This window comes from Massilia rubra (assembly GCF_011682065.1).
Lineage (GTDB): Bacteria > Pseudomonadota > Gammaproteobacteria > Burkholderiales > Burkholderiaceae_D > Telluria_A > Telluria_A rubra.
Genome location: NZ_VUYU01000012.1, coordinates 77,598 through 103,834 on the forward strand (window position 1 = coordinate 77,598; position 26,237 = coordinate 103,834).

26 protein-coding genes are annotated in these 26,237 nt (G+C 64.5%); 7 read left to right on the forward strand and 19 right to left on the reverse strand.

Going from position 1 to position 26,237, the window contains the following annotated elements; all coding sequences use genetic code 11:
* The first annotated feature begins 3 nt into the window (after positions 1-3).
* On the forward strand, positions 4-1,182 hold the full coding sequence (locus F0185_RS18680; RefSeq protein ID WP_167226914.1) for a mandelate racemase/muconate lactonizing enzyme family protein: 1,179 nt from the start codon (positions 4-6) through the stop codon (positions 1,180-1,182).
* 5 nt (positions 1,183-1,187) lie between these two features.
* Positions 1,188-2,042, forward strand: a complete 855-nt coding sequence (locus F0185_RS18685; protein ID WP_167226916.1) for a class I SAM-dependent methyltransferase — start codon at positions 1,188-1,190, stop codon at positions 2,040-2,042.
* Positions 2,043-2,044: 2 nt separating this feature from the next.
* On the opposite strand, the gene F0185_RS18690 is transcribed toward F0185_RS18685, so the two are convergent.
* From F0185_RS18690 to F0185_RS18710, 5 genes are all read right to left on the reverse strand, one after another.
* Positions 2,045-3,424 carry a phenylacetate--CoA ligase family protein gene (locus F0185_RS18690; protein ID WP_167226918.1) on the reverse strand — a complete coding sequence of 460 codons (1,380 nt, stop codon included), beginning with the start codon at positions 3,422-3,424 and terminating at the stop codon, positions 2,045-2,047.
* Between the two features lie 32 nt (positions 3,425-3,456).
* Positions 3,457-7,269, reverse strand: coding sequence for an autotransporter outer membrane beta-barrel domain-containing protein (locus F0185_RS18695; RefSeq protein ID WP_167226920.1), 3,813 nt, complete (start codon positions 7,267-7,269; stop codon positions 3,457-3,459).
* 231 nt (positions 7,270-7,500) lie between these two features.
* On the reverse strand, positions 7,501-8,892 hold the full coding sequence (gene cls / locus F0185_RS18700) for a cardiolipin synthase (protein WP_167226922.1): 1,392 nt from the start codon (positions 8,890-8,892) through the stop codon (positions 7,501-7,503).
* Entirely contained in the window at positions 8,889-10,985 is a 2,097-nt protein-coding gene (locus tag F0185_RS18705; protein ID WP_167226924.1) for a site-specific recombinase, read from the reverse strand. Before F0185_RS18705 ends, cls begins: the two co-directional genes overlap by 4 nt.
* 92 nt (positions 10,986-11,077) lie before the next feature.
* Entirely contained in the window at positions 11,078-11,770 is a 693-nt protein-coding gene (locus F0185_RS18710) for a hypothetical protein (protein ID WP_167226926.1), read from the reverse strand.
* 205 nt (positions 11,771-11,975) lie between these two features.
* Here F0185_RS18710 and F0185_RS18715 point away from each other — a divergent pair, with 205 nt between their 5' ends.
* Positions 11,976-12,812 carry a branched-chain amino acid aminotransferase gene (locus tag F0185_RS18715; protein WP_167226928.1) on the forward strand — a complete coding sequence of 279 codons (837 nt, stop codon included), beginning with the start codon at positions 11,976-11,978 and terminating at the stop codon, positions 12,810-12,812.
* A 47-nt stretch (positions 12,813-12,859) separates the two neighbouring features.
* Here F0185_RS18715 and F0185_RS18720 read toward each other — a convergent pair whose 3' ends face one another.
* From F0185_RS18720 to F0185_RS18740, 5 genes are all read right to left on the reverse strand, one after another.
* Complete coding sequence (locus tag F0185_RS18720; protein ID WP_167226930.1) at positions 12,860-13,441, reverse strand: DUF3617 domain-containing protein; 582 nt, start codon at positions 13,439-13,441, stop codon at positions 12,860-12,862.
* A gap of 92 nt (positions 13,442-13,533) precedes the next feature.
* A complete protein-coding gene (locus F0185_RS18725; protein ID WP_167226932.1) occupies positions 13,534-14,121 on the reverse strand; it encodes a DUF3617 domain-containing protein in 588 nt (195 codons plus the stop codon).
* A 55-nt stretch (positions 14,122-14,176) separates the two neighbouring features.
* Positions 14,177-14,464 (reverse strand): hypothetical protein, encoded by a 288-nt coding sequence (locus F0185_RS18730; RefSeq protein WP_167226934.1) that lies wholly within the window; start codon positions 14,462-14,464, stop codon positions 14,177-14,179.
* A gap of 84 nt (positions 14,465-14,548) precedes the next feature.
* Entirely contained in the window at positions 14,549-15,004 is a 456-nt protein-coding gene (locus tag F0185_RS18735; RefSeq protein ID WP_167226936.1) for a hypothetical protein, read from the reverse strand.
* 46 nt (positions 15,005-15,050) lie between these two features.
* Positions 15,051-15,638, reverse strand: coding sequence for an NUDIX hydrolase (locus F0185_RS18740; protein WP_167226938.1), 588 nt, complete (start codon positions 15,636-15,638; stop codon positions 15,051-15,053).
* Between the two features lie 85 nt (positions 15,639-15,723).
* Here F0185_RS18740 and F0185_RS18745 point away from each other — a divergent pair, with 85 nt between their 5' ends.
* The gene (locus F0185_RS18745; protein WP_167227117.1) at positions 15,724-16,497 is read left to right on the forward strand and encodes a DeoR/GlpR family DNA-binding transcription regulator; all 774 of its coding nucleotides are present in this window, start codon (positions 15,724-15,726) and stop codon (positions 16,495-16,497) included.
* Between the two features lie 169 nt (positions 16,498-16,666).
* The gene (locus F0185_RS18750) at positions 16,667-17,788 is read left to right on the forward strand and encodes a type I restriction endonuclease (RefSeq protein ID WP_167226940.1); all 1,122 of its coding nucleotides are present in this window, start codon (positions 16,667-16,669) and stop codon (positions 17,786-17,788) included.
* A gap of 68 nt (positions 17,789-17,856) precedes the next feature.
* On the opposite strand, the gene F0185_RS18755 is transcribed toward F0185_RS18750, so the two are convergent.
* The 6 genes from F0185_RS18755 to F0185_RS18780 form a co-directional block, all read right to left on the reverse strand.
* Complete coding sequence (locus F0185_RS18755; protein WP_167226942.1) at positions 17,857-18,558, reverse strand: hypothetical protein; 702 nt, start codon at positions 18,556-18,558, stop codon at positions 17,857-17,859.
* 1 nt (position 18,559) lies between these two features.
* Positions 18,560-19,072: a helix-turn-helix domain-containing protein gene (locus F0185_RS18760; protein WP_167226944.1), complete on the reverse strand. Its 513-nt coding sequence runs from the start codon at positions 19,070-19,072 to the stop codon at positions 18,560-18,562.
* 144 nt (positions 19,073-19,216) lie between these two features.
* The gene (locus F0185_RS18765; RefSeq protein ID WP_167226946.1) at positions 19,217-19,882 is read right to left on the reverse strand and encodes a YiaD family glycine zipper/OmpA-like lipoprotein; all 666 of its coding nucleotides are present in this window, start codon (positions 19,880-19,882) and stop codon (positions 19,217-19,219) included.
* A gap of 107 nt (positions 19,883-19,989) precedes the next feature.
* Entirely contained in the window at positions 19,990-20,136 is a 147-nt protein-coding gene (locus tag F0185_RS18770) for a lmo0937 family membrane protein (RefSeq protein WP_103170603.1), read from the reverse strand.
* Positions 20,137-20,228: 92 nt separating this feature from the next.
* Complete coding sequence (locus tag F0185_RS18775; protein WP_166896042.1) at positions 20,229-20,459, reverse strand: hypothetical protein; 231 nt, start codon at positions 20,457-20,459, stop codon at positions 20,229-20,231.
* Positions 20,460-20,630: 171 nt separating this feature from the next.
* Positions 20,631-21,425, reverse strand: a complete 795-nt coding sequence (locus tag F0185_RS18780) for a glycine zipper 2TM domain-containing protein (RefSeq protein WP_167226948.1) — start codon at positions 21,423-21,425, stop codon at positions 20,631-20,633.
* Between the two features lie 236 nt (positions 21,426-21,661).
* Here F0185_RS18780 and F0185_RS18785 point away from each other — a divergent pair, with 236 nt between their 5' ends.
* Positions 21,662-22,393, forward strand: a complete 732-nt coding sequence (locus F0185_RS18785) for a Crp/Fnr family transcriptional regulator (RefSeq protein ID WP_167226950.1) — start codon at positions 21,662-21,664, stop codon at positions 22,391-22,393.
* Positions 22,394-22,769: 376 nt separating this feature from the next.
* On the opposite strand, the gene F0185_RS18790 is transcribed toward F0185_RS18785, so the two are convergent.
* The 3 genes from F0185_RS18790 to F0185_RS18800 all read right to left on the reverse strand — a co-directional run bounded on the left by F0185_RS18790 (position 22,770) and on the right by F0185_RS18800 (position 25,579).
* Positions 22,770-22,991 carry a YMGG-like glycine zipper-containing protein gene (locus F0185_RS18790; RefSeq protein ID WP_099881030.1) on the reverse strand — a complete coding sequence of 74 codons (222 nt, stop codon included), beginning with the start codon at positions 22,989-22,991 and terminating at the stop codon, positions 22,770-22,772.
* 25 nt (positions 22,992-23,016) lie between these two features.
* Positions 23,017-23,328, reverse strand: coding sequence for a BON domain-containing protein (locus F0185_RS18795; protein ID WP_167226952.1), 312 nt, complete (start codon positions 23,326-23,328; stop codon positions 23,017-23,019).
* Between the two features lie 142 nt (positions 23,329-23,470).
* Entirely contained in the window at positions 23,471-25,579 is a 2,109-nt protein-coding gene (locus F0185_RS18800; RefSeq protein ID WP_167226954.1) for an AsmA family protein, read from the reverse strand.
* A 239-nt stretch (positions 25,580-25,818) separates the two neighbouring features.
* On the opposite strand from F0185_RS18800, the gene F0185_RS18805 reads away from it, so the two are divergent.
* Complete coding sequence (locus F0185_RS18805; protein ID WP_229477093.1) at positions 25,819-26,157, forward strand: DUF4398 domain-containing protein; 339 nt, start codon at positions 25,819-25,821, stop codon at positions 26,155-26,157.
* Positions 26,158-26,237: the final 80 nt, after the last annotated feature.

Genomic DNA, 26,237 nt, shown 5'->3' on the forward strand with positions numbered 1-26,237 from the left:
TCAATGGCTGATATGTCTTCTGCAAGTGCGCGCGGCGCGCCGCTGACGATCGTGCGGGTGCAGGTGTGGAAGGTGCGCATTCCGTACCTGGCGCCCATGCAGTCCTCGCGCGGGCGCCTGGAAGTGGGCGACAAGGTGCTGCTGCGCTTGAGCGCGCGCGACGGCACGGTGGGCCTGGGCGAGGCCTCGATCATCTTCCCGGCGCGCGACGGCGAAAGCGCGGACTCCGTGTTTCGCCGCCTGGCCGAGGTCAGCGGGCCGCTGCTGCTGGGCCAGGACGGCGCGCGCATCGTCGCCCTGTTACAGATGCTGGCCGGCCTGTCGTCGGAACGGCACGCCTTTCCCACCTCCCTGTGCGCGGTCGACCTGGCGCTGCACGACCTGAAGGCGCGCCACCTCGGCATTGCGGTGGCCGACCTGCTCGGCGGCGCCACGCGCGAGCGCTTTCCCCTTTCGCGCAGCATGGCCATGCCGGACGAACGCACGGCGGTGCAGTCGGCCTGCGCCCTGGTGGAGAGGGGATACCGCCTGCTGACCCTGAAAGGCAGCGCCGACTGGCGCCACGATATCCGCATGGCGCGCGCGGTGCAGCGCGCCGTGGGCGACCAGGCGCGCCTCGAAATCGATCCCAACCAGGCCTGGCAGTGCAAGGCGGCGCTGGCGGTCGATGCCGCCCTGCGCGAATGCGCGCTCGAATGCATCGAGCAGCCGTGCGCCTGGTGGGATATCGAGGCCATGCAGCTGATCACGGAGCGCGCGCACGCGCCCATCGCGGCCGATGAAAGCGTGCTCAGTCCGGCCGACGCGATGCGCGTGGTGCGCGCGCGCGCGGCCGACATCATCACGGTCAAGCTGGCCAAGTCGGGCGGCTTGCGCGCCTCGGCCGCCATTGTCGAGATTGCCGCAGCCGGCGGACTGCAGTGCAACCTCGGTTCGAAACACACCTTCGGGGTGGGCAGCGCGGCCCTGTTGCATTTTGCCGCCGCGCACCCCGCCGTGGGCGAATTCGTCGGCTACGGTTCCGCGCGCGAGCGCTTCGCCGGCGACATCATCAACGAAACCATCGATATCAGCGATGGCCAGGCGCGCTTGCCGCCCGGCCCCGGCTTCGGCGTGACGCTCGACGAGGCGGCCGTGGCGCGCTTCGCCCTTGCCAGCGCCGACCTGGCGCTAGGCCAGTGACGCCGGTGTCCGTTTTCAGCGCGGATGCGCGGCGCGCGCTGCTGCTGCAAGCCTTGCCCGACTTGTTGCCGATGGCCTCGGCCTACCATACCGGCTGGGTGGTGCTGCAACTGCTGGGCGTGATCAGCGGCCTGGCCAGCGAGCGCGCGCAGATCGTGCGCGACCTGCGCGCACTGGCGCGCGTACGGCCGGTTGCCTCGGTCTGCATCGCCGGCAGCGCCGATTGCGGCCTGCTGTCGGTGTTGCACGAGGCCTTCGGCGAGGGCGTCGCCGCGCTCGATGTGCGCATCGCCGACCGTTCGCCGGCGCCGCTGGCGCTGTGCCGGCGCTACGCCGGGGCGATGGGGTTTGCGGTGACGCCGCAGGTGTGCGACCTGCGCGCGCCGCCCGATCCGGACGCGCCGGGCGTGGACCTGGTGCTGACCCATTCCCTGCTCAGTTTTATCGCGCCGGCCGAGCGCACCGCGCTGCTCGGGCAACTGGCGGCGCGGCTGGCGCCGGCGGGCAGCTTGCTGCTGTATCAAAGCGTGCGCGCGCAGCATGGCGCGGCGCCGCTGGTGTATGCGCCCGAGCAGGTCGAGCGCATGGTCGTGGCCAGCCTGGCCGCCCAGCGCACGGCGGCGCTGCACCTGCCGCTGCTGGGCGAGCCCGCGCTGGAAGACATCGTGCGCGCCTTTTGCGCCGCCAAGACCACCCATGCGGTGGCGTCAAGCGACGAGCTGGCCGCCGGCGCCCGCGCCGCCGGCCTGGGCACGGTGCGCTGCGAGCCGCTGCCGGCGCGCGAGCTGCTTGGGCACCGGCCCGCCACGCCGGACAGTCTGTACGTCAAATGGATGTTGCAGGGACAGCGGGTGGGCTGAGCTCAGGATGCCGCTGGCGCCGCCACGAGCGAGATGAATTCTTCGAACTTGCCGCTCGCGCTGCGGGCGATCTCGGCCACCCGCAGGGCGTCGACGCGCATTCCCGGCGGCAGGCGTTGCGCCACCTGCGCCGCCAGGCTCGCTTCCTGGTCGGGCGAGAGCGCATCGGCGCTGACATAGCGGATCTGCACCTGGTCGGGCGCGGTCTGGACCACCTGGCGCTGGACGATGCCGGTCGCGCCGCTGTCGCGAAAGCCGAAGGTGGGCCAGTAGCGCCTGGCGTCGGCCGTCACCAGCATGTTGCGGGTGCGCCCCAGTATGCGCGTGAGCACCGGCAGGCCGCGCCCGCAGGGGCAGGGCGGACCGGCTTCGGCCATGTCGCCCAGCTCGTAGCGGATCAGGGGCATGGCGAAATTGAGCAAACCGCTCACCACCACGCGTCCGCAGGCGCCCGGCGCGCAGGGATTGCCGTCGTCGTCGAGCACTTCGAGCAGCACGTTTTCGGACTGGACATGATAGTGGCCGCTGTGCGGGCAACGGATCGCCAGGTAGCCGAATTCCTCGGATGAATAGGTGTCGTTGACCGGCACGCCCCAGGCCTCGTGGCAGGCCTGGCGCACGTGCGCGTCGAGCGGTTCGCCGAAGGTGCGCACTTCGCGCAGGCTTGGGAGGCGCACGCCTTGCTCAAGCGCGAGCGTGGCCAGTTGCAGGGCCAGCGAGGGGTAGGTCAGCAGGTAGCCCGGCGCGCGTTGCACCAGCCATGCCAGCTGGGCCTCGACATCGACGCTGACCGGGCACAGATGGGCTGGGCCGGTGTGGAACATGCGGGTCGCCATGCCCCAGTTGTCGGCCTCGGCGGCCTCGCCGCGCCGGATGATGCACAGCGTTTGCAGCAGGTCGCGACTGTGCCACGCATGGTCGCGCAGGGTCAGCGCTTCCCAGATCAGCTGGTTCAGGTAGGTTTTGCGAAAGCGCACCGGCGTGCCGGTCGAGCCGGAACTGCTGCCGTCCGCCAGCGGGCCGTGTTCGGACGGCACGGCGCCGCTCTGAAGCTGGTCGAACTGCGCTTGCAGCTCACGCCGGGACAAGCACGGCAGCCGTGCGAAATCGTCCGCGCGCACGGGCGCGCCTTCGCTCCATTGCGCCACTAGGCCGGGTGGCCAGTGCGCGCGGTACCACGGCACGCTACGCGCGGCGTGGCGCACGATCTGCGCCAGCTGGACCGACTGGCGCGCCGCGATCTCGTGCGGGGCCAGCCATTGCTCGCTTTCCATCTGGCGCAACAGGGAGCAGACCAGGCCGCCCCGCACATCCGGGACGGCCGGCCACGCGATGCCGGCCAGGTCGCTTTTCAAACGCCATGCGGGGGCGTCGGTCGGCATCGGTCCCCTCAGGCCAGGCTCGGCGGCGGCGCTCAGAACTGCTTGCGCAGCTTGAACGAGACGCTTTGCGCCCGGAACCCGCGATGGGCTTCGGCGTCGTAGCGCGCCGTCAGTTCGGTGTTGCCGTCGCGCAGCAAGGTCACGCCGGCGCCGGCGCGCGCAAACAGCGGCTTGGCGTCGACCCCGTTGGTGGTGAAGGCCGGTCCGCCACCGGCGAACGCAGTCACCAGCGCGGTTTGCTCGGCCAGGAAATCATAGCCGAGCCCGAGGTTGCCGGAAAACGTCAATTGCTTCGATGGCGAATGATTGAACTTGGCGTCGGCGTACAGGATGAACTGCTTGGCGCGCTGGCTGTTCACCAGCAGGTTCAGGGCGCCGGCCCCGGTTTCGGCGTAGGCCTTGTTCTTGACGGTGGTGTAGTCCAGGCGCACCGATGGGACCAGGTTGGTTTGCTCGCTGAGCCGCACGACGCGCCCGATGCCGCTGCCAGCATGCAGGCTCATGCCGCGATAATCGCTGCTGGCGACACGCGTCAGGCCGCCGAAACTGATGAGCCGGCGACCCTCGGTCTTGTTGGTGCCCGCGTCGAGCTGCCAGCTGATGTCGGTGTCGGCATCGAGGTTGTGGCTGCCGTAGGTCATCAGTTGCAGCAGGTCGATATCGGCCGACTGCGTGCTCGCGCCGTTGCCGTCCAGATTGGTCCGGGCGTAGGTCAGCGCGACGCCGATCCGGTCGGCGCTGCTGACAACGCCGTCCGCTCCGACGATCAGGCCGCCGCTGTCGGCCTTGTAGCCGAGCGTGCCATCGCGCTCGCTCTGGCGCGCCCAGGCGCCGAACGGCTTGGCCCACATGGCGCGCTCGCTGCCGTAGCCGTCGCCGGCCGACAGGCCGCGATTGGCCTCAATGCGCGCTTGCACCACGCGGTCGGTCAGGTTCATGGTGGCGGCCACCGCGGCCGCCATGCCGCCGCCCGCCAGCGGCAGGGTCTGGCCGACCGCATCCGAGACTTGTTGCGCGGTCGACAGCTTGCCCAGCGCGGTGATGACCTGGCCCATGTCGCCGCCGGCGCTGCTGGCGATCAGGCCGTCGAACACGCGCGCCGCGCCGCCGCCGGACGAGTTGCCAGTGGCGACGATGGCCGAGACGGCGGTATTGGCCGGCTGCGGCTGGATTGGCGGCACCGGCGTTGGCACCGGGGTCGGAACAGGCGTCGGCACCGGAGTCGGAACCGGGGTCGGAACAGGGACCGGCACCGGCGTCGGCACTGGAACCGGCACTGGCGTCGGCACAGGCACAGGCGTCGGCACCGGCACAGGCACCGGCGTCGGGACTGGAACCGGGGTCGGCACGGGCACCGGCGTCGGCACAGGCACAGGCACAGGCGTCGGCACGGGCACCGGCGTCGGCACAGGAACCGGCGTTGGCACAGGCACAGGTGTCGGGACGGGTGTCGGTTCCGGCGTCGGCACGGGGGTTGGCGTCGGAACCGGCGTTGGCGTTGGCACCGGCGTCGGGGTCGGCGTCGGGGTTGGTGTCGGCGTTGGGGTTGGCGTCGGCGTTGCCGAGGCGATCACCAGGTCGATGGACTTGCCGTTTTTGACGCCAGTCAGGTTGAACAGGAAGCTGTTGTCGGTGACAGGAATGGTGGCCGCCGTGGTCAGCGTGTCGCCAGCCTTGATGACATCGGCCAGGATGGTACCGTTGGCCAGCACCGGTGCACCGCCGACATCGACATCGATGTTGCTGTTGGCGGACATGTCGACATTGCCGGTGACGTTCAGTTTGCCGTAGGTGGTGGCGTTGGTCAGGCCGGTGCGGAAGATGCCGCCGACGGGCTGGAGATAGTCGCCGGTCAGCGTCACGGTATGGCCGGCGGCGACCGACAGGATCCCGCTGTTGCTCATGCTTGTGGCGCCGATGGTCAGCGCGCTGGTTGAGCGCAGGGTGCTGCCGGCGCTGATATTCATCTGGCTCAAGCCGGCGAAATTGCCTCCGGCGGTTATCGCCGCGCTGTTGAGCGCACCGGTGCCGATATTGACCACGCTGCCGGCGCCGCCGGTGACGTTGCCGGTCACGCTGGCGGTCGTGCCCAGGATAGTCAAGGTATTGATGCCGAGCGCGAGCGCGCCAGTCAGGCTGCCCTGGTTGGTGACGGTAAACGCGCTGCCGCTGTTGGTGAAGTTGAGCGAATTGGTGCCGCTGATGGCGCCGGTGCTGCTGTTCAGGATACCGCCATCGAGCACGCTGGTGCCGGTAATCGCAATGCCGGTGTTGGTTCCGCTGATCGTGCCATCGTTGGTGATGCCGCCGTGGATCAGTCCATTCGGCACCGTGATGCCGATGTCGGTGGCGGTGATGGTGGCGCCTGCCTGGTTGACGATGCCGCCGGCCACGATATTGGCGGCGCTGCCGATCCGGATGCCGCGCGGGGCGTTCAGCGCACCGGCGTTGACGATGCCGGTGGCCACGCTGGCGCCGGTGCCGTTGATATTGATGGCGTGGTTTGTGCTGGTGATGACGCCGGTCGCGGTATTGCTGATCGACCCCACCGTCGCGCCGTTCGCCAGGGTGATGCCGTTGCCTTTCGTGGAAATGAGCGAGCTGTTGACGACCTGGCCAGTGACATTCGAATTGGCGCTGACGAATATGCCGGAGCCGTCCAGGCCATTATTGCCGTTCGATGTGGTGGTGGTGATGGTGCCGGCGTTATTGATGTTGCCGGTGATTGTGGTGCCATTGAAGGCGGCGATGCCGCCTTCGCCCCCGTCCATCAGGCCGCGGTTGATGATGTCGCCGCTGATCTGGGTCGCGCTCAGGCTGATGCCGCGCTGGCCGTGGGTCTCGGCGCCGGTATCGTTCAGGATGCCGCCGCCGCTGATGATGGCGGTGGTCAGCACGATCGGGTGGATGCCGGTGAGCTTGCCGGCGTTGACGATGCCGCTGGTGACCGTCGAATTGGCGACGCCGATCATCTGGGTGCCGCCGCTCATGATGCCGGTCGCGGTATTCTCGATCATGCCGACGGTGGAGCCGCTTTGCACCGACAGGGCGTTCGAGTTGATGCCGCCGATCGTGCCGCTATTGCTGATTTTGCCGCTCACGGTGCTTCCCGCCAGCGCCAGCGCCGGGTTGCCGCCCTGGGTGTCGATGGTGCCGCTGTTGAGGATGTCGCCGGTGAGCGTGACGGTCGCCAGGGCGATGCCGCGCGCGTTTTGCCCTGGCGTCTTGCCGATATGCCCTTGGTTGACGATGCTGGCGCCGAGCTGGGAATTGCTGATGTCGAGCGCGGCAAAGCCGCCGGCAGCGTTGATGTTGCCGCCGGCCGCATTCGTGATGCCGCCCTGTAGCGAACTGTTGACGATATGGATCGCGGTGCCGTTGACGGCGCTGATCACGCCGGCCGGGCCGTTGCTGATGGCGCCGGTAACAGTGGCGCCGCTCAGGCGGATGCCTTCCTCGGTGATGCCGCCCCACGGTCCGGTGGACGCGATGGTGCCGGTATTGGTGATCCCGCCGGTGAGGGTGCCTTCAATGTTAAGAGCGACCGCGACCGGGTTGATGGTGCCGGCATTGGTGATCGAGCCGGCGCTGACGCCGGTAGCGAGCTGGACGCCATTGTTGGGCGTGTTTGCCAGGGGGACGGTAATCACCCCGGTGGCGGTCACGGCGAGGCTCTCGCCGGTGCCGATGGTGCAGGTGTTATCGACGGTTATGTTGTCCACCGTGATGATGCCCCCGCTGGCGGCCGGGCAAGGATTGCTGACCGCCGCCGCGTTGGCCATCACCAGGCAGGCGCCCGCCACCAGCACCGCCATTTGTTTTTTCTGAAAGGTGTAATTCGGCATGAGATCGCTTTCCGGACAGGTCCGCACCATTTGCGGGGGCAGCTGCAACGGTCGCGCATGCCCGATGAATCAAGGCTTTGCTTGATCTATCTCAAGCCGCGATGATCCCTATGTGCTTCGAATATAGCGAAACGTAAATTTTGTGTAAATGCGTTTCGCTCGCAAGCGGTAGGGAATCGGGTCGGCGAACAACACTTTGCTGGGCGCCGGGGCAAGGCTGCGCGTGCGCGCTCAGATCCAGTACTCGGTCAGGCGCGCCGCCCACTCCTTGACCCGGTCGCTCCACGGCCGGTCGCGCCACTGTTCCAGGGTGATTTCCTTCGAATCGCGCATATCTTCGGCGAATGCGCTTTCCATATCGGTGCCGAAGCCGGCGTCGAGCACGACCACGTTCAATTCGTAATTGTGCAGGAAACTGCGGCGGTCGATATTGGCCGAGCCGACCGTCGACCAGGTGCCATCGATCACCGCCGTCTTGGCATGCAGGATCGCCACTTGCAACTGGTGAATCTTGACCCCGTTGCGCAGCAGTTCATCGTAAAACCCGCGTCCCGCATGAAACACCAGACCGTGATCGGTCACGCCCGGCAGCACCAGGCGCACGTCCACGCCGCGCCTGGCGGCCGCGCTCAGGGCGTCGACAAACTGGCGGTCCGGCACAAAATACGCCGAGGTGATGTGCACCGATTTTTTCGCTTCCTGGATCGCCAGCATGAACGACTTGTAAATCTCCGACTCGCGCTCGGGATCGGTGGCCAGCACGCGCACGATCTTGTCGCCGACCGGCGCCAGCGGCGGGAAGTACTCGCGCTCGGGCAACTCGCCGGCATCCTGGTTGACCCAGGCGTCGATGAAGTGATATTGCAGCGAGGCCACCGCCGGCCCCTCGATCTTGATGTGGGTGTCGCGCCAGCCGACTTTCTTGCTGTCGGTCGCGTCCGGCTTGCGCTTGGAACGGAAGAAGGAACTGTTGGCATACGTGCTGCTGATGTTGATGCCGCCCGTGAACGCCACCTTGCCATCGACCACCATCAGCTTGCGGTGGTCGCGGTTGTTCAATTCCCACTTGCCGACCCGCGCCGCCGGATTGACGGGGTTAAAGGCGACCATGGCAATGCCGGCCTGCTTCATGCGTTCGAAAAATTCCTTGGGCGTGGCCAGGGTGCCGACGCTGTCGTATAACACGTTGACGGTGACGCCCTGTTTCTGCTTCTCGATCAGGACATCGGCGAACTGCAGGCCGATCTCATCCTGGTCGAAAATATACGTTTCCAGGTTGATCGAGGCCTTGGCGTTGGCGGCGGCGCTCATCATTTCCTTCATGGTGGCCGGGCCGTCGAACAGCAGGGTGACCTTGTTGCCTGCCACCAAGGGCACGCCGGTGGCGGCTTCTTCCAGCAGCGCCAGCGCCTTCATGTCGGGCGTGGCCTTGGCCCAGCGTCGCGCCAGCAGGTCGGCGGCTTTTTTCTTGTCCATCCGGCCTTTGCCGGTGGCGACCGTCGGGTGCTTCTGCGCCACCGGGGTCTCGCCCACCCCCTCCATCGAGGGCAGGGAGGCGCAGGAGGCCAGGCCGACCGCCAGGGCCAGCACGGCCAGCCAGGCGGCGACACGTGTTTTCGTCATTTTGATCCCCTAAGTGGTACGGCGTCGGGCGACTCGGATGGCAGGTCCTTGGGTCCGATGAAAAAATCGATGGGGGCGGCCAGGAAACGCCGTCCAAGTGCTTTCAACAGCAAAATACCGTGTTCGAAGTGAATCTTGCGCGCACGAAGCGCAACCAACAGTGCTAAACCGAAACTTACCACGAGATTGACCGTACCGATCGATAAAAAGCCGCCAATCGAGGTCAGCGCGACTTCCCAGCTCATGTTGTGGTCGAGCGCGACCAGCGCGGTGGCGAAGTTGGCTGACGAGAAGGTGACGTGGCGGATGTCGAGCGGCAGGCCGAACAGGAAGCCGAGGGTGCCGATGGTGCCCAGCAGCACGCCGAAGTACATATTGCCCATCAGGCTGCCCAGGTTGTTCTCGATGTACTGCGACAGGCGCAGCAGCCGTTCCGGCCCCAGCAGGCGGCCCAGGCCGCGCAACTGGTAGACCCGCTGCGCCATGCGCGTGTAGAGCGCCTTGTTGTCGAAGTAACCTGAAATGAGGCCGGCCACGAACAGGCACACGCCGGCAATGGCGGCGTAGAACAGGGCCAGGCTGTGGATCGGGTCGATGTCATGCAGCAGGTGCATGGCTTTCTCGGGCGTGACCAGGTGATGTCCGGTGGCGTAGTGGTAGCCGGTGGCGATCAGGTAGGCGGTCGGGATCGCCGTGGCCAGGTTGCCCAGGACGGCGACGCATTGGGTGCGGAACACCTTGTTGATGAGCTCCGCCATGCTGTCGAGGTCGATATTCCTGCCATCCTTGCTCGACAGCCCGGCGGCGATGCGCGAGGCGGTCATGGCCGGCTGCTTGGTGGCCACGGTGAAGTGCAGCACGTGGATCAGCATGAAGCCGAGCGAATAGTTCAGGCTGAACAAAAAGGCTTCGACCAGCGGCGCGGCGCGCAGGGTGCCGAGCAGGATCTTGAACAGCGCCATGAAGCCGACGATGAAGCCGGCTCCGGCCGAGGAGTTGAACATGCTGCGCAGCTGGACCCGGGTGTCGGCAATGTAGTGTTCGCCGGTGCGGCTGGCGTTTTCCGTCACATTGCGCGCCAGCAGGTCGATATTGTCGGCGAACAGGTCGCGCACCGTGTATTTGTTGTTGTGCGCTTCGACCAGTTCCTGTGCCAGGGCAATGCCGCCGGCGCGGCGCAGGCTGGTGGGCGGGGCGTACTCGGGGGTGGCGTCGTTGGCCAGGGTGGCCAGGTCGACCCCGGGAGCGGCCGGCAAGTGACCGCTCACATCGACCAGGAACAGCAGTTTGCGCAGGCGGTCGATGCTCTGGGTCAGCGCGACCAGCAGATAGGTCAGGGCCACGCTGGTGCCGTGGCTGAGCGCGTTCTTGCGGATCTTGGCGACCACGCTGTCGCACTGGTCGAGCATGACCAGCAGGTGGCGCGCATCATCGACCTCGGCCACTTCGCCGGCCATCAGGCGCGCATAACCGTCGAGGTAATTGTTGACCTCGATGTTTTGCATGAGGAAGGGCGAATCGAAGTTTTCGATGTCGGCGTGACTGCTGATCAGGCGCGGCTCGAAGCCGAGCGCGCAGACGCGGCAAGAGATCGTGCGGATCGCTTCGAGCATGCCGAGCACGGTGGTGCGGGCCGCGTTGGCCGGGCCTGTCAGAGGCGCGGGCGGGGCGTTCGAGACCACGTCGAACAGTTCCAGCCAGTCGGCGGCGGGCACGCTGCCGATCCAGCGGTAATCGGTCTGGACGTACAGCACCTGGTCGATGGCGTCGCTCAGGTAGACATCGCCGAGCGCGGGCGGCAGGAAGCGGTAGGAAATGCGGCGTTTCAATTCGGTGAAGAAACCGTCGTTCGACAACACGCCGATGTCGGTGTACAGGCTGGCGTGGCGGCGGCTGTCGAGCAGGCGCGTGAGGTAGCTGCGCAGGGCGGACGCTTGCTTTGGATTGCCTTTGAGCAGCTGGCACAGGGTGCGCACGCGCTCGGTGCTGGTGGCGATCTCGGCGCGGCGGCGCGGGCGCAGTTTTTCCACCAGGTCGACCAGCACGTCAATGCGGTCGCTATGGGGATCGATTCGTTCTAAAGTGGGAAGCATGAAATATAGCCGGAGCAACAGATACTAAAGACGTAGTGTACGTGGTGTTGCTCTGAAACTTTGTACGCTAGCGTACAGACCGGCCCGGGCGGCTATCTGGGGCACAGTTCGTATTTCTTTTTACCATTTGGATCGTTGATGGATGGATAGGTAACGCAATACGTTCCCAATCCCGTCTTGATCTTGTATTTGCGCGCCCCATTGTCGCTGTTGCCGGTTGTAATTTCCTCGATCTCGGCTTTCTCGAACAAGGTGGGGTTGCGCCGGGCCGACTGGATGCCGGCGATCAGGCGCTGTTGCGGCGAATCGTCGGGCACGACGAACTTGTTGAGCGATGCCTTGCGCAAGTCCTTGTCGATCTTGCCCAGGTCGGCAAACGCGCGCTTGCGGATGGCGTCGGCGGAATGCGACGGTGCGGGCGCGGCCGGCTCGGCGAAGGGATCGGGCGGCACCACGGTCATGGCAGGCGTCTCGCTGGCGGGCGCGGCCGGGACGCTGACGGCAGTGGCGGGCGGCGCCGGTGCCGTCAGCGGCGGATCGCGGCGCGGACGCGTGGCGCGCACCGGTGCGCTACTGGCGCCGGCGGGCGGCGCGGGGCGGGTTGGCGGCGCCCGCTCGGCCGCCCTGGGGGCGATGGTGTCGATCCACTGGATGCGCGGGCCACTGTCCTCGTCATGCCCCGGGGCTTTCTCGCGCGCATGGCGCCACGCCAGCAACAGGGCCGCGTGCAGGGCGATCACGACGCCGATGGTGAACCAGTGGCCTGGCTGTCGGGAGGGAGTCATATCAGTTGCGAGGTGCATCAGCCGGGAGGTCCAAGGACGTGTGTTAAGTTAAATATATGATTGCAGCATTTTCAATGCTAACAGGTACGGAGCGATTATTGCTGAGCTGCATTGGAGCTCGCCCTCTAACCGGGCCGTGGGCGTGGCCAAACCTGGCCGGCGAGTTCGGTTAAACTGCCTGTATAACAATGAATAGGGAGCAATTATGTATCTGACGTATTTCAAAGGACAATGGGCCGAAGGTAATGTACCGCTGTTCGGCGCGATGGATCACAGCGTCTGGCTCGGCTCGTCGGTATTCGACGGCGCGCGCGCCATCCGTGGCCGCTTGCCCGACCTGCGCCCGCACCTGGAACGGGTGATCCGCTCGGCCGAGCGGCTCGGTTTGCAGTGCCCGCTGACGGTCGATGAGATGGAAGCGCTGGTGCGCGAGGGCGTCGCCAAATTCCCGGCCGACGCCGAATTGTATGTACGCCCGCTGGTGTTCGGCGCGGAAGGCTTTCTGGTGCCGGTGCCCGACAAGAGCGGTTTCGCATTGACCTTGTTCGATGCGCCGATGCCGCCGTTCACCGGTTTTTCGGCCTGCCTGTCCACCCTGTGCCGGCCGGACGCCAGCATGGCGCCGACCGACGCCAAGGCCTCGGCCCTGTACGCCAACACCACGCGCGCGATTCGCGCAGCGACCGCGCGCGGCTACGACAATGCGGTGGTGGTCGACAGCGATGGCAATGTGGCCGAGTTCGCGACCTCGAACCTGTTCCTGGTCACGCCGGAGGGCAAGGTGGTGACGCCGGTGCCGAATGGCACGTTCCTGGCGGGTATTACGCGGGCGCGGGTGATTGCTTTGCTGGCCGAGGCCGGTGTGGCGGTGGAGGAGCGCAGCGTCCATCCGGACGAGCTGCTGACAGCGCTGGAAATCTTTAATACCGGTAACTACGGCAAGGTCACGCCCTGCATCCGCTACGAGCAGCGCACGCTTGCCATCGGGCCGGTGGCAACCCTGGCGCGCGAGCGCTACCTGGCGTTTACCGGCGCCGCGTAAGCCGCGCCGGTGTGGGCGCCGCGTTGGCGCCGCCCACATGGCCACATTTACTTCTTGGCCGGGGCCGGCTTGATGTCCACCGGCTTGATGGCGCCGCAATCGGCGCCGAGCCACTTGCCTTTGGTCTCGGACGTCATGACGTCCTTCTTGCCGCTGGCGGTGGTGTTCATCTTCACGGTCGAGGTGTACTCGTTACCCTGGTACACGGTCTTGCCTTCACCCGAGGTCGGCGGCGTGGCGCAGGCGTACGAATACGTCTGGGTGCCACCCACGTTGGCGCCTTGCTTGTATTTGCAGTTGCCGTCATCGACGCCGATGTTGGCGCCGGCGTCGATCTGTTTCTGGCTGACGCAGCTCTTGACGGTGATGCTGCCGTCGGCGTTCATGGTCATGACCGGGCCGCCCGGCTGGTTCATCGCCTTTTCCATTTCCTTGCGCTGGGCCGCTGGCATCTTGGCCATCTGCTTTAGCGACTCAGCCATCGCCTTGTTGGTCGCCGGGTCGGCCGAGGTGGTTTTGCTCGTGCTTTCCCACAGGCCTGGCTTCATGGTCTGGGCGCTGGCGGTCGACATGGCCAAGGCGGCGGCGGAAACGAGGGCGAGGGTGGTCAGGCGGAAACGTTGATTCATAGTTACTCCAAGTGTGAATCCGCTAGTTTAGCGTGAAACGGGCACTGGATGTTGTTGTTTCAACATTGCCGGATGAATGGCGTGGCTGCAGGCTAGCGGGCGCCGGGCGGTTTCATATCGATCGGCTTGACGTTGCCACAATTGGCGCCCAGCCATTTTCCCTTGCCTTCCAGAAGCATGGAGTCTTCCTGGCCGGTGGCGCTGGAAGACATCGTCATGCTCGAGGTATAGCTGGTACCGCCCTGGAAGGTGATCTTGCCCTGGCCGGAGGCGGGCGGCTTGTTGCAGGTGAAGGAAAAGCGCTGCGTCCCGCCGACCAGCGGAGTTTTCTTGTGGCTGCAGTTGCCGTCTTGCGGGCCGAGGAAGTTGCCGCCCGCGTCGTCGATCATTTTCTGGGTGAGGCACAGCTTCATGGTCACGCTGCCGTCGGGGTTCATGGCGAAGTGCTGCGCGCCCGCCTTGCCGGCCATTTGTCCGATCGCCGCGCGTTGTTCCGGTGTCATGGAAGCGAGCTGCTTTTGCATCTCGGCCATGGCCTGGGCGATCTGCGGGTTTTGCGAGGTGGTTTTGCTGGTGTTTTCCCACAGGCCCGCTTGCATGGTCTGGGCGCGGGCGGGGGAGATACAGGCGGCTGCGGCGCAAACGAGCACGGCGGCGGTAGGGCGAAGGCGTGGGATCATGACGGCTCCTGTGAGAAGCCGTCAGTGTAGCGTGAAACGCGCGCTGGGGAGCCAGTCAGTTGAAGTCGTCGTCGTCTTCGTCGTCGAGGGCGTCGTCAAGTTCATCGTCGAGCTCATCGGCGGCGCCGGCCTGGTTGTCGTTGCCGGCCAGCACGTCCCCGCGCGCGCGCCAGGCCGAGTCCGATCCGACCGCTTCCAGCAGCCCCTTGACGCGGCGGACGCGCGCGCTCTGGTTGGCGTTGGTCTGGCCGGTGGCGCTGGTCGGCGCAGGGGCCGGCGCTGGCGCTTCGGCGCTCCAGGATTGCAGAGAATCCAAAAAATGGGCAAAACGCTCCGTGCTCATACCGTGCTCCTGTGCGAGTGGTCAACCTGCGAAAAGTGGGTACTGCAAACAACAACCGCGCTGCGGCAAGGCCGGCAGCGCAGCTCAATGAACCTGTTGGAACACGGCCAGCAGATGCCTGTAGCCGAGTAAGTACGCGATTAGCAAGACCAGGGCGCAAGGCAGCGCGATCGCCCAGGAATGGCGCGCATAGTCGGTGCCGAAGCGTTCGCGCACGAAGCGCTCCTGCGGGCTGGCGACGGCGATGTACCAGATCAGCAGCAGGATGATGGGACCTGTTTGCAGCGGCAAGGATGCGTCGCGCAGCAGGGATATATAGAAATTGAGGACGAACGCCACGAGACAGGCGGCGAACCACCAGCAGGCCTGGATGGCGCGCTTCGGCTCGCCCAGCGCTTCCCAGTTGCGGATCAGGAGGATGGTGCCGAACAGGGGCGTGAACAGCAGGCTCCAGCAGGCGGCGGCGTCCGGGTTCCACAGCAGCGCGCGCTGCTCCGGGCGCGCTGCATGGGTGTCTGGGAGGGAAGAATGCGCATTCATGTGTGCAACTATCGCGTGCCTCCCACGCCAATGTATTGATCTGGCGCTAGCTTTGCGCCGACATCAGATGCAACTGGAGATATTGCAACAGCAGGACCGTTTTGCCATCCATGATCTCGCCGCTGGCCATCATCGCCAACGCTTGTTCGAAACCGAGTTCGAGCACGTCGATATCTTCGCCTTCGGCGGCCAGTCCGCCGCCGTCGCCCACCTTGTCGGCGGGCTCGTAGGCGCCGACAAAGAAATGCAGGCGTTCGGTGACCGAACCGGGGCTCATGAAGAGGTCGTAGATCTTTGTCACGTTCCCGATGCGGTAGCCGGTTTCTTCCTCGGCTTCCGCGCGGATGCGCTGTTCCGGGCTGGCATGGTCGAGCAGGCCGGCGGCCGCTTCGATCAGAAAGCCGTCGTGGCCGTTCACAAAAGCGGGAATCCGGAACTGGCGCGTGAGCAGCACCGTGCGCTGGCGCAGGTTGTACGGCAGGATGACGGCGCCGTTGCCGCGGTCGTAGACTTCGCGCGTCTGGCTTTGCCAGGCGCCGTCGCGCCGGCGCAGCGAGAAGGTCAGGCGTTTCAGGATGTACCAGTTGTCCGACAGCAGTTCTTCGCGGTCGATGCGTACGCGCGGCTCATGCATGATGTTCCTTTGTGATTGTGCTTGGTGTTTTTTAGAATATCGTGCAAAATCGTGCAATGTCAAGAAAATACGTGCAGAGGCAATGATGCTGACGACCCAGCGAAAGCACTACCTGATGGACCTGTTGCGGCGCGACGGGCAAGTGGTGGCCAAGGCCGTGAGCGAGGCGTTGGGCTTGTCGGAAGACACCATCCGGCGCGACTTGCGCGAGCTGGCGCGCGACGGCTTGCTGCGGCGCGTGCACGGCGGCGCGCTGCCGGCCTTGCCGGCGTCGCCGGCGCTGGCCGACTTTGGCGCGCGCGAGCGGATGTCGGCGCACGCCAAGGCGGCCATCGGGCGCGCCGCCGCCGCCCTGGTCGCGCCGGGGCAGGTGCTGTTTGTCGATGGCGGCACCACCTCGGGCCACCTGGTGCGCTGCCTGGCGCCGGACTTGCGCGCCACGGTTGTCACCCACAGTCCCTCGGTGGCGCTGGCGCTGCTGGGGCACGAGCAGGTCGAGGTGATCATGCTGGGCGGGCGCCTGTACCGCCATTCGGTGGTGGGGGTGGGCGCGGCCACGCTGGAGGCGATCGCCCAGGTGCGCGCCGACCTGTACTTCATGGGAGTGAGCAGCATCGATCCGGAGGCGGGATTGTCGACCGGCGACTTCGAGGAAGCGGCCGTCAAGCGCGCCATGTGGCGGGCGGCGGCGCACACGGTGGTGCTGGCATCGCCGGAAAAGCTGGCGACGACGTCGCCTTACCGGATCGTCGGCGCCGATGAGATCGGGGCAATCGTGGTCGCGCACGGCGCCGACGAGGCTTTGCTGGCGCGTTATCGGGCGCTGGGGGTGGGCGTGCACGTGGCGCAGGGGCATTAATGGCGTGAGTCGATGATCCATTTGTTCGCCGGGTGTCGAAGGGGATTTGGACCAGATCTCACAACTGCAGGCCTGCCCGGCGATAACCAGTAGGCGCGGCGATATTGTTATGCAACGCCGCCCCGAAATCTCCAGTTAGAATGGCATCTTTAGTCGCCTTGGAGACGTCGTGGGGATAGAGCAGGAGATTGAAGGCATACGAGCAGGCATCAAAGCCGGTCGCTTTCCAAATGAGGCTTCGGTGTCACAAGGCATCGTGCTACGCCTTCTGAACGGCCTCGGCTGGCCTACGTACGACACCGAGAGCGTCTGGCCCGAATACTCACTCGGTACCCGCCGCGTCGATTTCGCCCTGTGCAGCCCGCCTGGCAAGCCCATCGCCTTTATCGAAGTCAAACAGATCGGCCAGAGCGACGGTGCCGAGCGCCAGCTCTTCGAATATGCTTTCCACATCGGCGTTCCACTGGCCATCCTCACGGATGGACGGGAGTGGAATTTTTTCCTCCCTGGAGGCCAAGGCGATTACGGCGAGCGGCGCGTCTACAAACTCGACATCGTCGAACGCGATTTGGCCGAATGCGCGCAGCGCTTGAAGCGCTACTTGTGCCACGTCAATATCGCGTCTGGTGCCGCAATCGAGGCCGCGCAGGATGACTATCGAAACGTGTCGCGGGAGCGCCAGATGCTGGCGGCACTGCCTAAGGCATGGGGCCAGATCATCGCCGACGAGGATGAGATGTTGTTGGAGATCGTGGCCGACCGGGTGGAAAGTCTCTGCGGCTTCAAGCCAGACCCGGATATGGTCGCCAAGTTTCTTAAAGAGGGCGTGGTTACGCGCGTTGCCTCCGCCGTCTACGACAACGGTATCGACCGACACCGAAAGCTTTTGCCTGTAGCGCCTGCAACAGCCGTCAGGACTCCTTTGCTGGCGCCAAATGCAAGCGCTCGCTCGCTCGGCTTCACCCTATTCGGCGTATTGCATCCAGCCCGTAACGCCATCGATGCGCTTCGCCAATTTTTCGAGTTGTTAATTGCCAAGGACCCTGCGTTCGCTGAACGCTTCGCGAGTCTTCCGAAGCATGGCCGCTCGCGTCGATATCTCGCCAAGGACGTGGCGGACCTTTATCCTGGGCGGCCGGACTTGGCGCGCGAGTGCTCGAAAAAAGTCGCGCCGGGGTGGTGGCTGAGCACGAACCATAGCAAGCAAACGATCGGGCGAATTTTTGAAATGGCTTGTGAGGTGGCGGGCATGGTGCCGGGCAAAGATCTCCTTGCCCACTTGGGCGACTAGGCGAGCGATTGTTATCCGCCTTTGTTGCGGATGGTTTTGTTTTCTAATCTAACTCGGTGAATTCCTTTTTAGCGAGTCGGCCTTATCGAAGGAAACTTCTCCCCCCACGTGCGGGCAAAGTGTTTAGCAGTGCCCGTTGCTCGATGGAGGAGGAGTGCGCCTAATAGTTGCTTTCGGGTGTAAGGCGGATTCTTCAAGCTACCTACTGATTTATCGAGGGCCAAGCCGACCCGTTTACTGTCCGCTTGCGTCAGGCTATCGATGAACTTTCCAGGCGTGACTATACGAACACCGAGCCGCTTCATGTCTGTGGCCGCGAGATGTTTCAGATTGCTTGACACGATGTAGACCTTGTCGTTGACATTGAACTGCCGAGCGTAATCCAGCAACACCAACCCTGCTGCGGCAACATGCTTGTCGCCAGCGTCCACGGTATCTGGCACCCTGTCCAGCACTGAGGCGTCTTCGTGTCCAAGAACCTCGTAGTCCGCGACGGCGTTCCGGTAGCAGGTCAATCGCTTTTCTGCTTTGGCTTTTTCGGCGGCAGCCTGCTGCGCTGTCAGCGGCAAGCCACTGCTGGCCACTCCGGCCGCCACGCGGGGCCAGTTGCGCAAAAATTCGATCTCGATATCAACGGTCCACCGAGCAGAAAACAGGCCCACCAGATACAAGTCGAAAAGAACGTCGGAAAGCCGTGGTGGCAGTAAAACATTCGCATCCAAAACCACATGGGTGATGCCACTTGGCGACAGCGGGTGGTGGGCCGTCATGTCATGAACGGCGAGGGGTCCTGTTTTTCACAAACAAATGCTCGGGAACGTCATACATGCCCGACTCGGTCGCCGCTGCGCGGTAGTCGCCCTGCTTGGCCTTGGCTTCGCGCTCAGCTACCCAAGCGCGAACCGACGATTCCGGTACGCGGCGGTGGCCGTCCTCGGTGACCGATGCGCCGGCCAATTTCTTATGGTCAATGAGCATGGCCACATAGGGCCGGCTGCATTGCATTAACTCAGCCGCTGCCTCTGTCGTCAACATCGAGTCTGAGTCTTGCGAATCTCGGTTGTGCCGTTCCGCTGTCTCGCGCAGATAACGTTGCATGCTGATGCGCCTGATTTGAGATAACTCATCGTTGCCGCTCAACAGCTCGTGCAAAGCCCGGGCAATTGTTTCGATGGATTCAGGCGCGAGGTCAGGCACGCGCAACACCAAGCCTTGCGCGATGTCGGCGAGCGCGTCGCGCCGGACGACAGGTAAAAGTCCTTGCTTTTCAGATGCTGTGCTCATGATAAGCCTCGTTCCTTGGTCGTCGTATTCTAATCCAAAACGTAAAAAGTGAAACCTGACTGTGTCGAGGGCAGGGAACGAAAAAACGGCCAACGCTTGTGGCGTTGGCCGTTTTCAATTTTCTACAACCCTACAGCGCGGGATTTAACCCTGGCGGTTCGGCTCGGCGACGTAGATCTCGACGCGGCGGTTGCGCGCGCGGCCGGACGGGTCGTCGTTCGACGCGACCGGCTCGCGCTCGCCACGGCCGTCGATCATGATGCGGTTCGGCGACACGCCGCGCGCCGCGAGGTAGTCGCGGGTCTGGGCGGCACGGTCGACCGACAGCGGCTGGTTGACCGAGTCGTTGCCGGTGCTGTCGGTGTGGCCGATGATGGTCACGGTGGTCGACGGATTGTCTTGCAAGGTGGTGGCAAAACGCTCGAGCACAGGACGGAAATTGGCTTTGATCGCGGAGCGGCCGGTGTCGAACGACACGTCGGCGGGCACTTCGAGTTTCAGGCGGTTATCCTGGGTCTGGGTGACCTGGATGCCGGTGCCGCGCGTGGCTTGTTCCATGGCTTGCTTTTGCTGTTCCATGCGGTTCGACCAGATATTGCCGATCAGCGCGCCCGCGGCGCCGCCGATCAGGGCGCCCTTGCCGGCACGTCCGCCGTGGCCGGAGGTGGCGCCAATGATGGCGCCAATGCCGGCGCCGACACCAGCGCCTGTTGCCGTACCGCGCTGGGTGGCGGACATGTCGGCGCAACCGGTCGCCATCAGGGCGAGGACGGTGATGCCGAGCAGGGATTTAGTCAGGTTCTTTTTCATAGTGTGGCTCCTAAAAGTAATTAATCCGTTTCGCTGTCACACCAGGCTACGCCTGGCACGACCGCGAAACGGATCGGACATCAGTCGATGGCCGGATGATGCGTCAGCTAGATACCTCGGCCGCTGATAAGGCGAACCAGGATCATGATAACAGCGACAACCAGCAGAATGTGGATGAAGCCGCCAATTGTATAGGAAGTGACCAAGCCAAGCAGCCACAGGATCAGAAGTACGACGGCGATTGTATAGAGCATGATTTTGTCCTCGGTGGGTTTTTATAGACGACTGGTAGGTCGTGAGTGCAGTATGCGGAACTCTTGCATGCCGCTCCGTACGCTGGCGTACATTAAGAATAAGTTTTTTGTTCGTTTTGCAAGGCGGGCAACCATCCCAATACGCCCGCAAGGCCAACGAGACCGATCAGGCAGGCCACCAGGCCGCCGGCAATCAGGAACACCACGTCCTGGGCCTGCATTGTGGCGCTGCTGCCCGCCGCGACAGGTCCCGCGGCGCTGAAACCAAACAGCGTCACGATAATGCCCCAAGCTAAAATGCCGATCCAAACCATGCGGTTCATGATAATTCCTTCGTCTCTGGTGATACTGCCGCGCCTTTTGCTACAGGCGTGAAGCTATTTTCGCGCTTGCTCAGCAGCAGATCAGTTCGTTGCCGCACATTGCAAACAAGAAAACAAAAACGCCCCGGGCAGAAGCCACGGGGCGTTGTTTTTTAGTGCAGCCGGGTCGGATCAGGCGACCGGGCGCAAGGCCCCGTTGACCACCTTGACCCGGTCGCCGGTGCGCCAGCCGGCCGCGCTCTGCTGGTGAAAGGTGCGCGCGCCGCCATCGTCGAGGCGCACCCGGATTTCGTAGCTGCGGGTCGCTTTCAGATTGCCTTCGACCTGGTTGCCGACCACCGCGCCGCCGACCGCACCGGCGACGGTGGCCAGCTTGCGGCCATTGCCGCCGCCGACCTGGTTGCCGAGCAAGCCGCCGAGCACGGCGCCGCCGGCCGCTCCCAGGCCGCTGCCTTGTGCGCGCTGGGTGATTTCGCGCACCGATTCGATGTTGCCGCAATGATTGCACCAGCGCTCGGAGGCCGGTTCGCGCGTCGCATCGCGTGTCGCCTCGCGCGTCGCATCGCGGGCTGGCGCGGCCGTGTTGTCATACAGCGCGGCGCGCTTTTCTTCGCGCTCGCGCCCGGCACGCCGGTCGTCCAGGCGCTGGTTCTCGGCGCGCTGCGCGGCGCGGTAGCGCGCGGCGTCGCGATCGGTGTCGCGATTGGCGTCGGTCCCCTGCGGCGCATCGAGCGCGGCCAAGGAACGCGGCGCCGTCGCCGCCGCGCCGCTTTGCAGTGTCGAGGCCAGTACCGCGCGGTCGATTTCGCTCAGTTCGGTTTTGGCGGGCGTGCCGCCGATGGACGACGGAATCCAGCCGAGGATGGCGGCGGTGCCGGCTCCGCAAAACACGATCACCGCGACGGCGGCGGCGATCAGCAGCGGATGCTGGGCGCTACGGGGCGCGGGAGAGGAGGGCGTCGTCATGATGATTCCTTATTGATGATGTGAGGTGCTGCACTGTCGGGTTGATGGATGCCATTCTCCCGAGGATGGGGCGGTCCTTCCGTGCGTCACCGTACATACTTTGCCTATTATTGCCGTTACGCTGATTGAAATTGTTTGTAAATGTATTTGTACTACCAACCTGGCCTTACCTATCTAATGATCGCTATCCGTTTTGTCTCTTGGTCGCCAACGCGCAACGCCCTTCGGAGGGAGCGATGAATCACGTTTCCGCCGTTGAGGTCGACCACCCGACCGGCAACCAGTTGCTCGCCGCCCTGCCGCACAGCGACCTTGCGCGGCTGTCGCCCTTGCTCGAACCGGTCCAGGTGGAAGTGGGCGAGGTGCTGTACGAGCCTGCCGAGCCGATCCGCCATATCTACTTTCCCCACGACAGCCTGATTTCGCTGCTGGGCGTGGCCGAAGGGCGCATGACGCTCGAGGTCGGCCTGGTCGGGCGCGAAGGCATGCTCGGCGCCACCGTCGCGCTCGGGCACGACACGGCGCAAACGCGCGCCATCGTCCAGCGCGCCGGTTGTGCGAGCCGCATGGACAGCGCCAAGTTCCGCACCGAGTTCGCGCGCAATCCGTCCTTGCAGCGGGTGCTGTACCGCTACACCGATACCTTGCTGGCGCAGGCGATCCAGATCGCCGTGTGCAGCCGCTTCCACGTGCTCGAAGCACGCCTGGCGCGCTCGCTGCTCATCACGCGCGACCGCCTCAAGTCCGACAAATTTCACCTGACCCATGAATTCCTGGCGCATGCGCTGGGCGTGCGCCGGGTCGGCGTGACCAAGGCCGCCAGCGCCCTGCAGCAGCAGGGGCTGATCATCTACAGCCGTGGCAATATCGAGATCCTCGACGTGCAGGGCCTGGCCGCGGCCTCCTGCAAATGCTACGAGATCGTCAAGGAAGCGGGCGCCAGCGCGCTGTCGACCGCCTTCGTGTGAGCCTGCGGGCAGCGCCGGCCTGCGGGACGCGGCGCTGTCCAGGGACCGTATTCGCGCATTCTTCGTCTTTTTCGCTACGGCTGCGCACAGCCTCTGGCATTATCCCTGGCCGTTTCTCTCCGCAAAACAAGTGATCATCGCGCTCGCGCTCGTCCTCATGGCCCGATCAAGATGTCGCGTTGCGCATCCCTGATTGACAACATGATCGAGGCAAGCGGCCCGAAAGGCATTCCCGGCGCGCCGACGCTGAGCCTGCGCTCGACGTCAAGGCGGGCCACAGCGTGCCGATTCGTGCTTCCCGCACGCGAAGCAGACGTAAAAAAACCCCGCGAGCGGGGCAGCCGGCGGGGTTTTTTCATCAATCAGGCAAGCCGGATCATTTCGGTGGCTTGACCTGGTTGCCGATGACGCCGCCGACGGCTGCGCCGCCAACGGTACCGACAGCGCTGCCGCCGGTCAGTACGCCACCGACAACTGCGCCGGCACCGGCGCCGATGGCCGTGTTTTTATCCTGGGCCGACATGCCTGCGCAGCCACCCAAACCGAGCGCCACGGTGACCAGTGTCGCGCTCATTACCAGTTGCTTGATTGTTTTCATGATGATACCTCTTTAAGGGTAAAGCTTATTTCATGCGGATATCGTTTTTCACTTGCTTGACACCTTTGACGTCGCGGGCAACTTTGCCGGCGGTAGCGATGCTGTCATGGGCAGCGACGAAGCCGCTCAGCTGAACAACGCCTTTGAAGGTTTCAACGTTGATTTCCGAAACTTTCAGGGTTGGCTCATTGACGATGGCCGCTTTGACGCTGGTGGTGATCACGCTGTCGTCAACGTATTCGCCCACGCTTTCTTTTTTGTCGGTCGACGCGCAGCCAACAACGGTGGTCAGCATCAGGGCGGCGATCAGGGTCGATACGATTTTCAGGTTTTTCATGGTGTATTCCTCTATGGTGGTGGTCTATATTGTTATGCGTTCGGCGGTGCATGTCGCCCAACCGATGTGTCTAGATTAGGGCTTGCCGGGCCCATGGTCTGTTCGGCAACGCACATAAGTGACAAAACGCAATTTTTTACGCTCAGCGCCGCGGGCGCACGTTTTGGGCGCTGGCGTTACCCTTGCTATTGCTCTTGGCCGCGCCCTGGCCGGGTGGCGGCGCCACCGGCTTTTCGCGCGCCTCGGCCAGCAAACGCCCGCAGCCGCTTTCCTGGCCCGGACCGGTGTTGACCAGGGGCAGCAAGGCTGCCGGTGCCGCGACCAGGCCCAGCGCCACCGCGCCGCCCGCCTTCAGCGCCAGCACGCCCTTGTCGACGCTCACCTCGGGCTTGGAAAAGCTGCCGCGCACGTGCAGGGGCGAACGCAGCGAGAAAATGCGCAAGCCCTTGGTCTTCGGATCGAGGGTCAGGTCCATCTGTTCGTTGGCCAGGTTGATGGTGCCGTCGCCGGTGATGGCCGCCTCTTCGGTATCGACCACGAAGGTGCGCGTCTGCATCAGGCCGTTGGTGACCTGGAAGTCGCTCGCCATGCAATTGAGCTTGACCTGCTTGTCGCCGAACAGCTTGGTCAGCACGATATTGCCGATGTTCAGGCCCATCTGTTCGAGCAGCATCTTGCTGACCGTGCCTTCGTCGATCAGCGCCTTGACTTCGCCGTTCGAGGCCGCCAGCAGCGAGGCCACCGAATTGCCGGTGCTGGAGAGTTGCGCGTCGCCGTTGATCTGGCCGACCGTGGCCTTCATTTCGGCAATCGAAGGGAACAGTTCCTTGATCTTGATGTGGCGCGCGCTGACCTTGGCGGTGGCCTTGATGGCTTGCTTGCCCTTGCCGCTGCCGTCCAGCTTGATGGTGGAGGTGACGTTGCCGCCGGCCATCTGGAAATTCAGCGGCGCCAGGGTGAGCACGCCCTCCTGGAGGATCAGGTGGGTGGTCATTTTGCTGATCGGCAGCTGTTTTTCGCGCACGATGCGATCGGCCGCGTAGCGCACGTCGGCGTCGATCGCGGTCCAGCGCTCGGTACGGAACGCTTCGACCGGCAACACCTTGCCGGTCGGCTGCACCGCCTCGACCCCGCGCGCCTCTTTGCTGGCGTTCGAATCGGCGCCCACCAGCGGCCCCAGGTCGGCGAACTGCAGCAGTTTGGACGCCACAGTGCCGCTCAGTTTGCCGCGTGGCTTGCCGGTCCGGTATTCGAGGCGGCCGGCGATGTCGCTCGAACCGACCTTGCCGGTAAATTTGTCGTAGACCCAGCGGCTGCTTGTTTCGCCCAGCTCGCCGGTCAGGCGGCCCTCGGTGCGAAAGGCCGGCGTTTCCGGCAGCAGTACCCCGGTCAGGGTATACAAGCGCGCCATGCTGGCGCCGGAGAGCTTCAGGCGCAGGTCGAGCGCGGCCAGCCTGGTCGGCTTGGTGACCGTGCCTTCGACTTCGATGTGGGTCTTGCCGACGCGCAGATCGGCCTGGATCGGGTAGGGCGTGGTTTGCTGCTTGAGCGAGAGCACCGCGCCGGCCTTGCCGCCGCCGGTGACGGGGCCGTTGTTATAGGTGCCGCGCAGCTTCCAGCTGATGCCGTAGGCGGGGTCGGCGTTGACGGTGTCGACGTCGGCGGTCAGGTCGATGTTTTCGACCGCGTCATTGAACTTGACCACGCCCTTGGTGAAGATCACACGCTCCAGGTCGAGCTTCCAGCGCGCCGGCTGGTCGTCGTTGCGGAAGGTCCAGTTGTTCTTGCCCTCCTTGTCGCGACGCAGGTCGACGGCCGGCGCATCGAAGCGCAGCACGGGAATGGCGATGGTTTTGTGGAGCAGGGCGAAGGGGTTGAGCGAAAACGAGAATTGCTTGACGGAGGCCATGTCGCCCGTCCCCATCCCCGCCGGCTGGCCGACGTGCACATCGTTGGCGACCAGGTGCGGCCAGGGCACCGCGTCGCGCCAGGTGCGGTCGCGCTCGGCCATGACGGCGGCCGGCTTTTCCCAGCTCAGGTCAAGGTTTCCCTTGACTTCGAACGGGCGCTCGATCGCTTCGCTGGCCTTGGCGTTGAGCCAGGGCCGGGCCTTGTTCCAGTCGTAGGTGAGCACGATGGCGAGCGCGATGAGCGGAATGGCGACCAGCACGGCCACGATGGCGAGAATAATGTTGGTGCGGCGCGCGAGCGGTGGGCGGGGGGCGGACGGGACCGGGGCGGCTTGACTCATGATTATCCTTATTGTGGTAACAGGGTCACTTTAAGCGATAAGGGTGGCGCACTTGTGTACGTTAGCGCACGGTCGCCAGCCCCCTTGCACGTAAAACATTTGCTATGTGCGGCAGCGAACCGAACTTGCCAATAAATCAGCTTATAACGTTATCACGACATCACTACACCTCATGGAGAAACACGATGAATGCACAAATCAAGAATCAAGTCAGTAAAGTTCTTTGCGCCGCACTGGTTATGACACTGGTCGCTTGCGCCAGTTCGCAAAAAGCGCCGGCCACCGCTGATGTTGCCGTATCGAAGAATGCGGTCGAAAACGCCGTGAGCGCCGGCGCCGCCGACCTGGCCCCGGCCGAAATCAATGCTGCCCGCAGCAAGATGATGCAAGCGAACCAGGCCCTGGCCGCCAAGGATTACAAACTGGCGCGCGAACTGGCTACCCAAGCCCAGGCCGACGCCAAGCTGGCCCAGAGCAAAGCCAATTCGGCCAAGGCGACCACCGCCGCCAACGCACTCCAGGATGACCTGCGCGTGCTGCGCGAAGAAGTCGACCGCGCCAACAAGCCACAACAATAAAAACAAACACGTCTGAAAAACAGACAGCGCCGCGCGCCCTCACAGCGGCAGCGCAGGCCGAGCGGTCCGCGCACAGCAGT

Excerpts from the sequence above, each read along its gene's own strand:
- F0185_RS18680 (WP_167226914.1), top strand. The coding sequence starts at position 4 with ATGGCTGATATGTCTTCTGCAAGTGCGCGCGGCGCGCCGCTGACGATC.
- F0185_RS18690 (WP_167226918.1), bottom strand. The coding sequence starts at position 3,424 with ATGCCGACCGACGCCCCCGCATGGCGTTTGAAAAGCGACCTGGCCGGC.
- F0185_RS18695 (WP_167226920.1), bottom strand. The coding sequence starts at position 7,269 with ATGCCGAATTACACCTTTCAGAAAAAACAAATGGCGGTGCTGGTGGCG.
- cls (WP_167226922.1), bottom strand. The coding sequence starts at position 8,892 with ATGACGAAAACACGTGTCGCCGCCTGGCTGGCCGTGCTGGCCCTGGCG.
- F0185_RS18705 (WP_167226924.1), bottom strand. The coding sequence starts at position 10,985 with ATGCTTCCCACTTTAGAACGAATCGATCCCCATAGCGACCGCATTGAC.
- F0185_RS18710 (WP_167226926.1), bottom strand. The coding sequence starts at position 11,770 with ATGACTCCCTCCCGACAGCCAGGCCACTGGTTCACCATCGGCGTCGTG.
- F0185_RS18715 (WP_167226928.1), top strand. The coding sequence starts at position 11,976 with ATGTATCTGACGTATTTCAAAGGACAATGGGCCGAAGGTAATGTACCG.
- F0185_RS18720 (WP_167226930.1), bottom strand. The coding sequence starts at position 13,441 with ATGAATCAACGTTTCCGCCTGACCACCCTCGCCCTCGTTTCCGCCGCC.
- F0185_RS18725 (WP_167226932.1), bottom strand. The coding sequence starts at position 14,121 with ATGATCCCACGCCTTCGCCCTACCGCCGCCGTGCTCGTTTGCGCCGCA.
- F0185_RS18730 (WP_167226934.1), bottom strand. The coding sequence starts at position 14,464 with ATGAGCACGGAGCGTTTTGCCCATTTTTTGGATTCTCTGCAATCCTGG.
- F0185_RS18735 (WP_167226936.1), bottom strand. The coding sequence starts at position 15,004 with ATGAATGCGCATTCTTCCCTCCCAGACACCCATGCAGCGCGCCCGGAG.
- F0185_RS18740 (WP_167226938.1), bottom strand. The coding sequence starts at position 15,638 with ATGCATGAGCCGCGCGTACGCATCGACCGCGAAGAACTGCTGTCGGAC.
- F0185_RS18745 (WP_167227117.1), top strand. The coding sequence starts at position 15,724 with ATGCTGACGACCCAGCGAAAGCACTACCTGATGGACCTGTTGCGGCGC.
- F0185_RS18755 (WP_167226942.1), bottom strand. The coding sequence starts at position 18,558 with ATGACGGCCCACCACCCGCTGTCGCCAAGTGGCATCACCCATGTGGTT.
- F0185_RS18760 (WP_167226944.1), bottom strand. The coding sequence starts at position 19,072 with ATGAGCACAGCATCTGAAAAGCAAGGACTTTTACCTGTCGTCCGGCGC.
- F0185_RS18765 (WP_167226946.1), bottom strand. The coding sequence starts at position 19,882 with ATGAAAAAGAACCTGACTAAATCCCTGCTCGGCATCACCGTCCTCGCC.
- F0185_RS18770 (WP_103170603.1), bottom strand. The coding sequence starts at position 20,136 with ATGCTCTATACAATCGCCGTCGTACTTCTGATCCTGTGGCTGCTTGGC.
- F0185_RS18775 (WP_166896042.1), bottom strand. The coding sequence starts at position 20,459 with ATGAACCGCATGGTTTGGATCGGCATTTTAGCTTGGGGCATTATCGTG.
- F0185_RS18780 (WP_167226948.1), bottom strand. The coding sequence starts at position 21,425 with ATGACGACGCCCTCCTCTCCCGCGCCCCGTAGCGCCCAGCATCCGCTG.
- F0185_RS18785 (WP_167226950.1), top strand. The coding sequence starts at position 21,662 with ATGAATCACGTTTCCGCCGTTGAGGTCGACCACCCGACCGGCAACCAG.
- F0185_RS18790 (WP_099881030.1), bottom strand. The coding sequence starts at position 22,991 with ATGAAAACAATCAAGCAACTGGTAATGAGCGCGACACTGGTCACCGTG.
- F0185_RS18795 (WP_167226952.1), bottom strand. The coding sequence starts at position 23,328 with ATGAAAAACCTGAAAATCGTATCGACCCTGATCGCCGCCCTGATGCTG.
- F0185_RS18800 (WP_167226954.1), bottom strand. The coding sequence starts at position 25,579 with ATGAGTCAAGCCGCCCCGGTCCCGTCCGCCCCCCGCCCACCGCTCGCG.
- F0185_RS18805 (WP_229477093.1), top strand. The coding sequence starts at position 25,819 with ATGACACTGGTCGCTTGCGCCAGTTCGCAAAAAGCGCCGGCCACCGCT.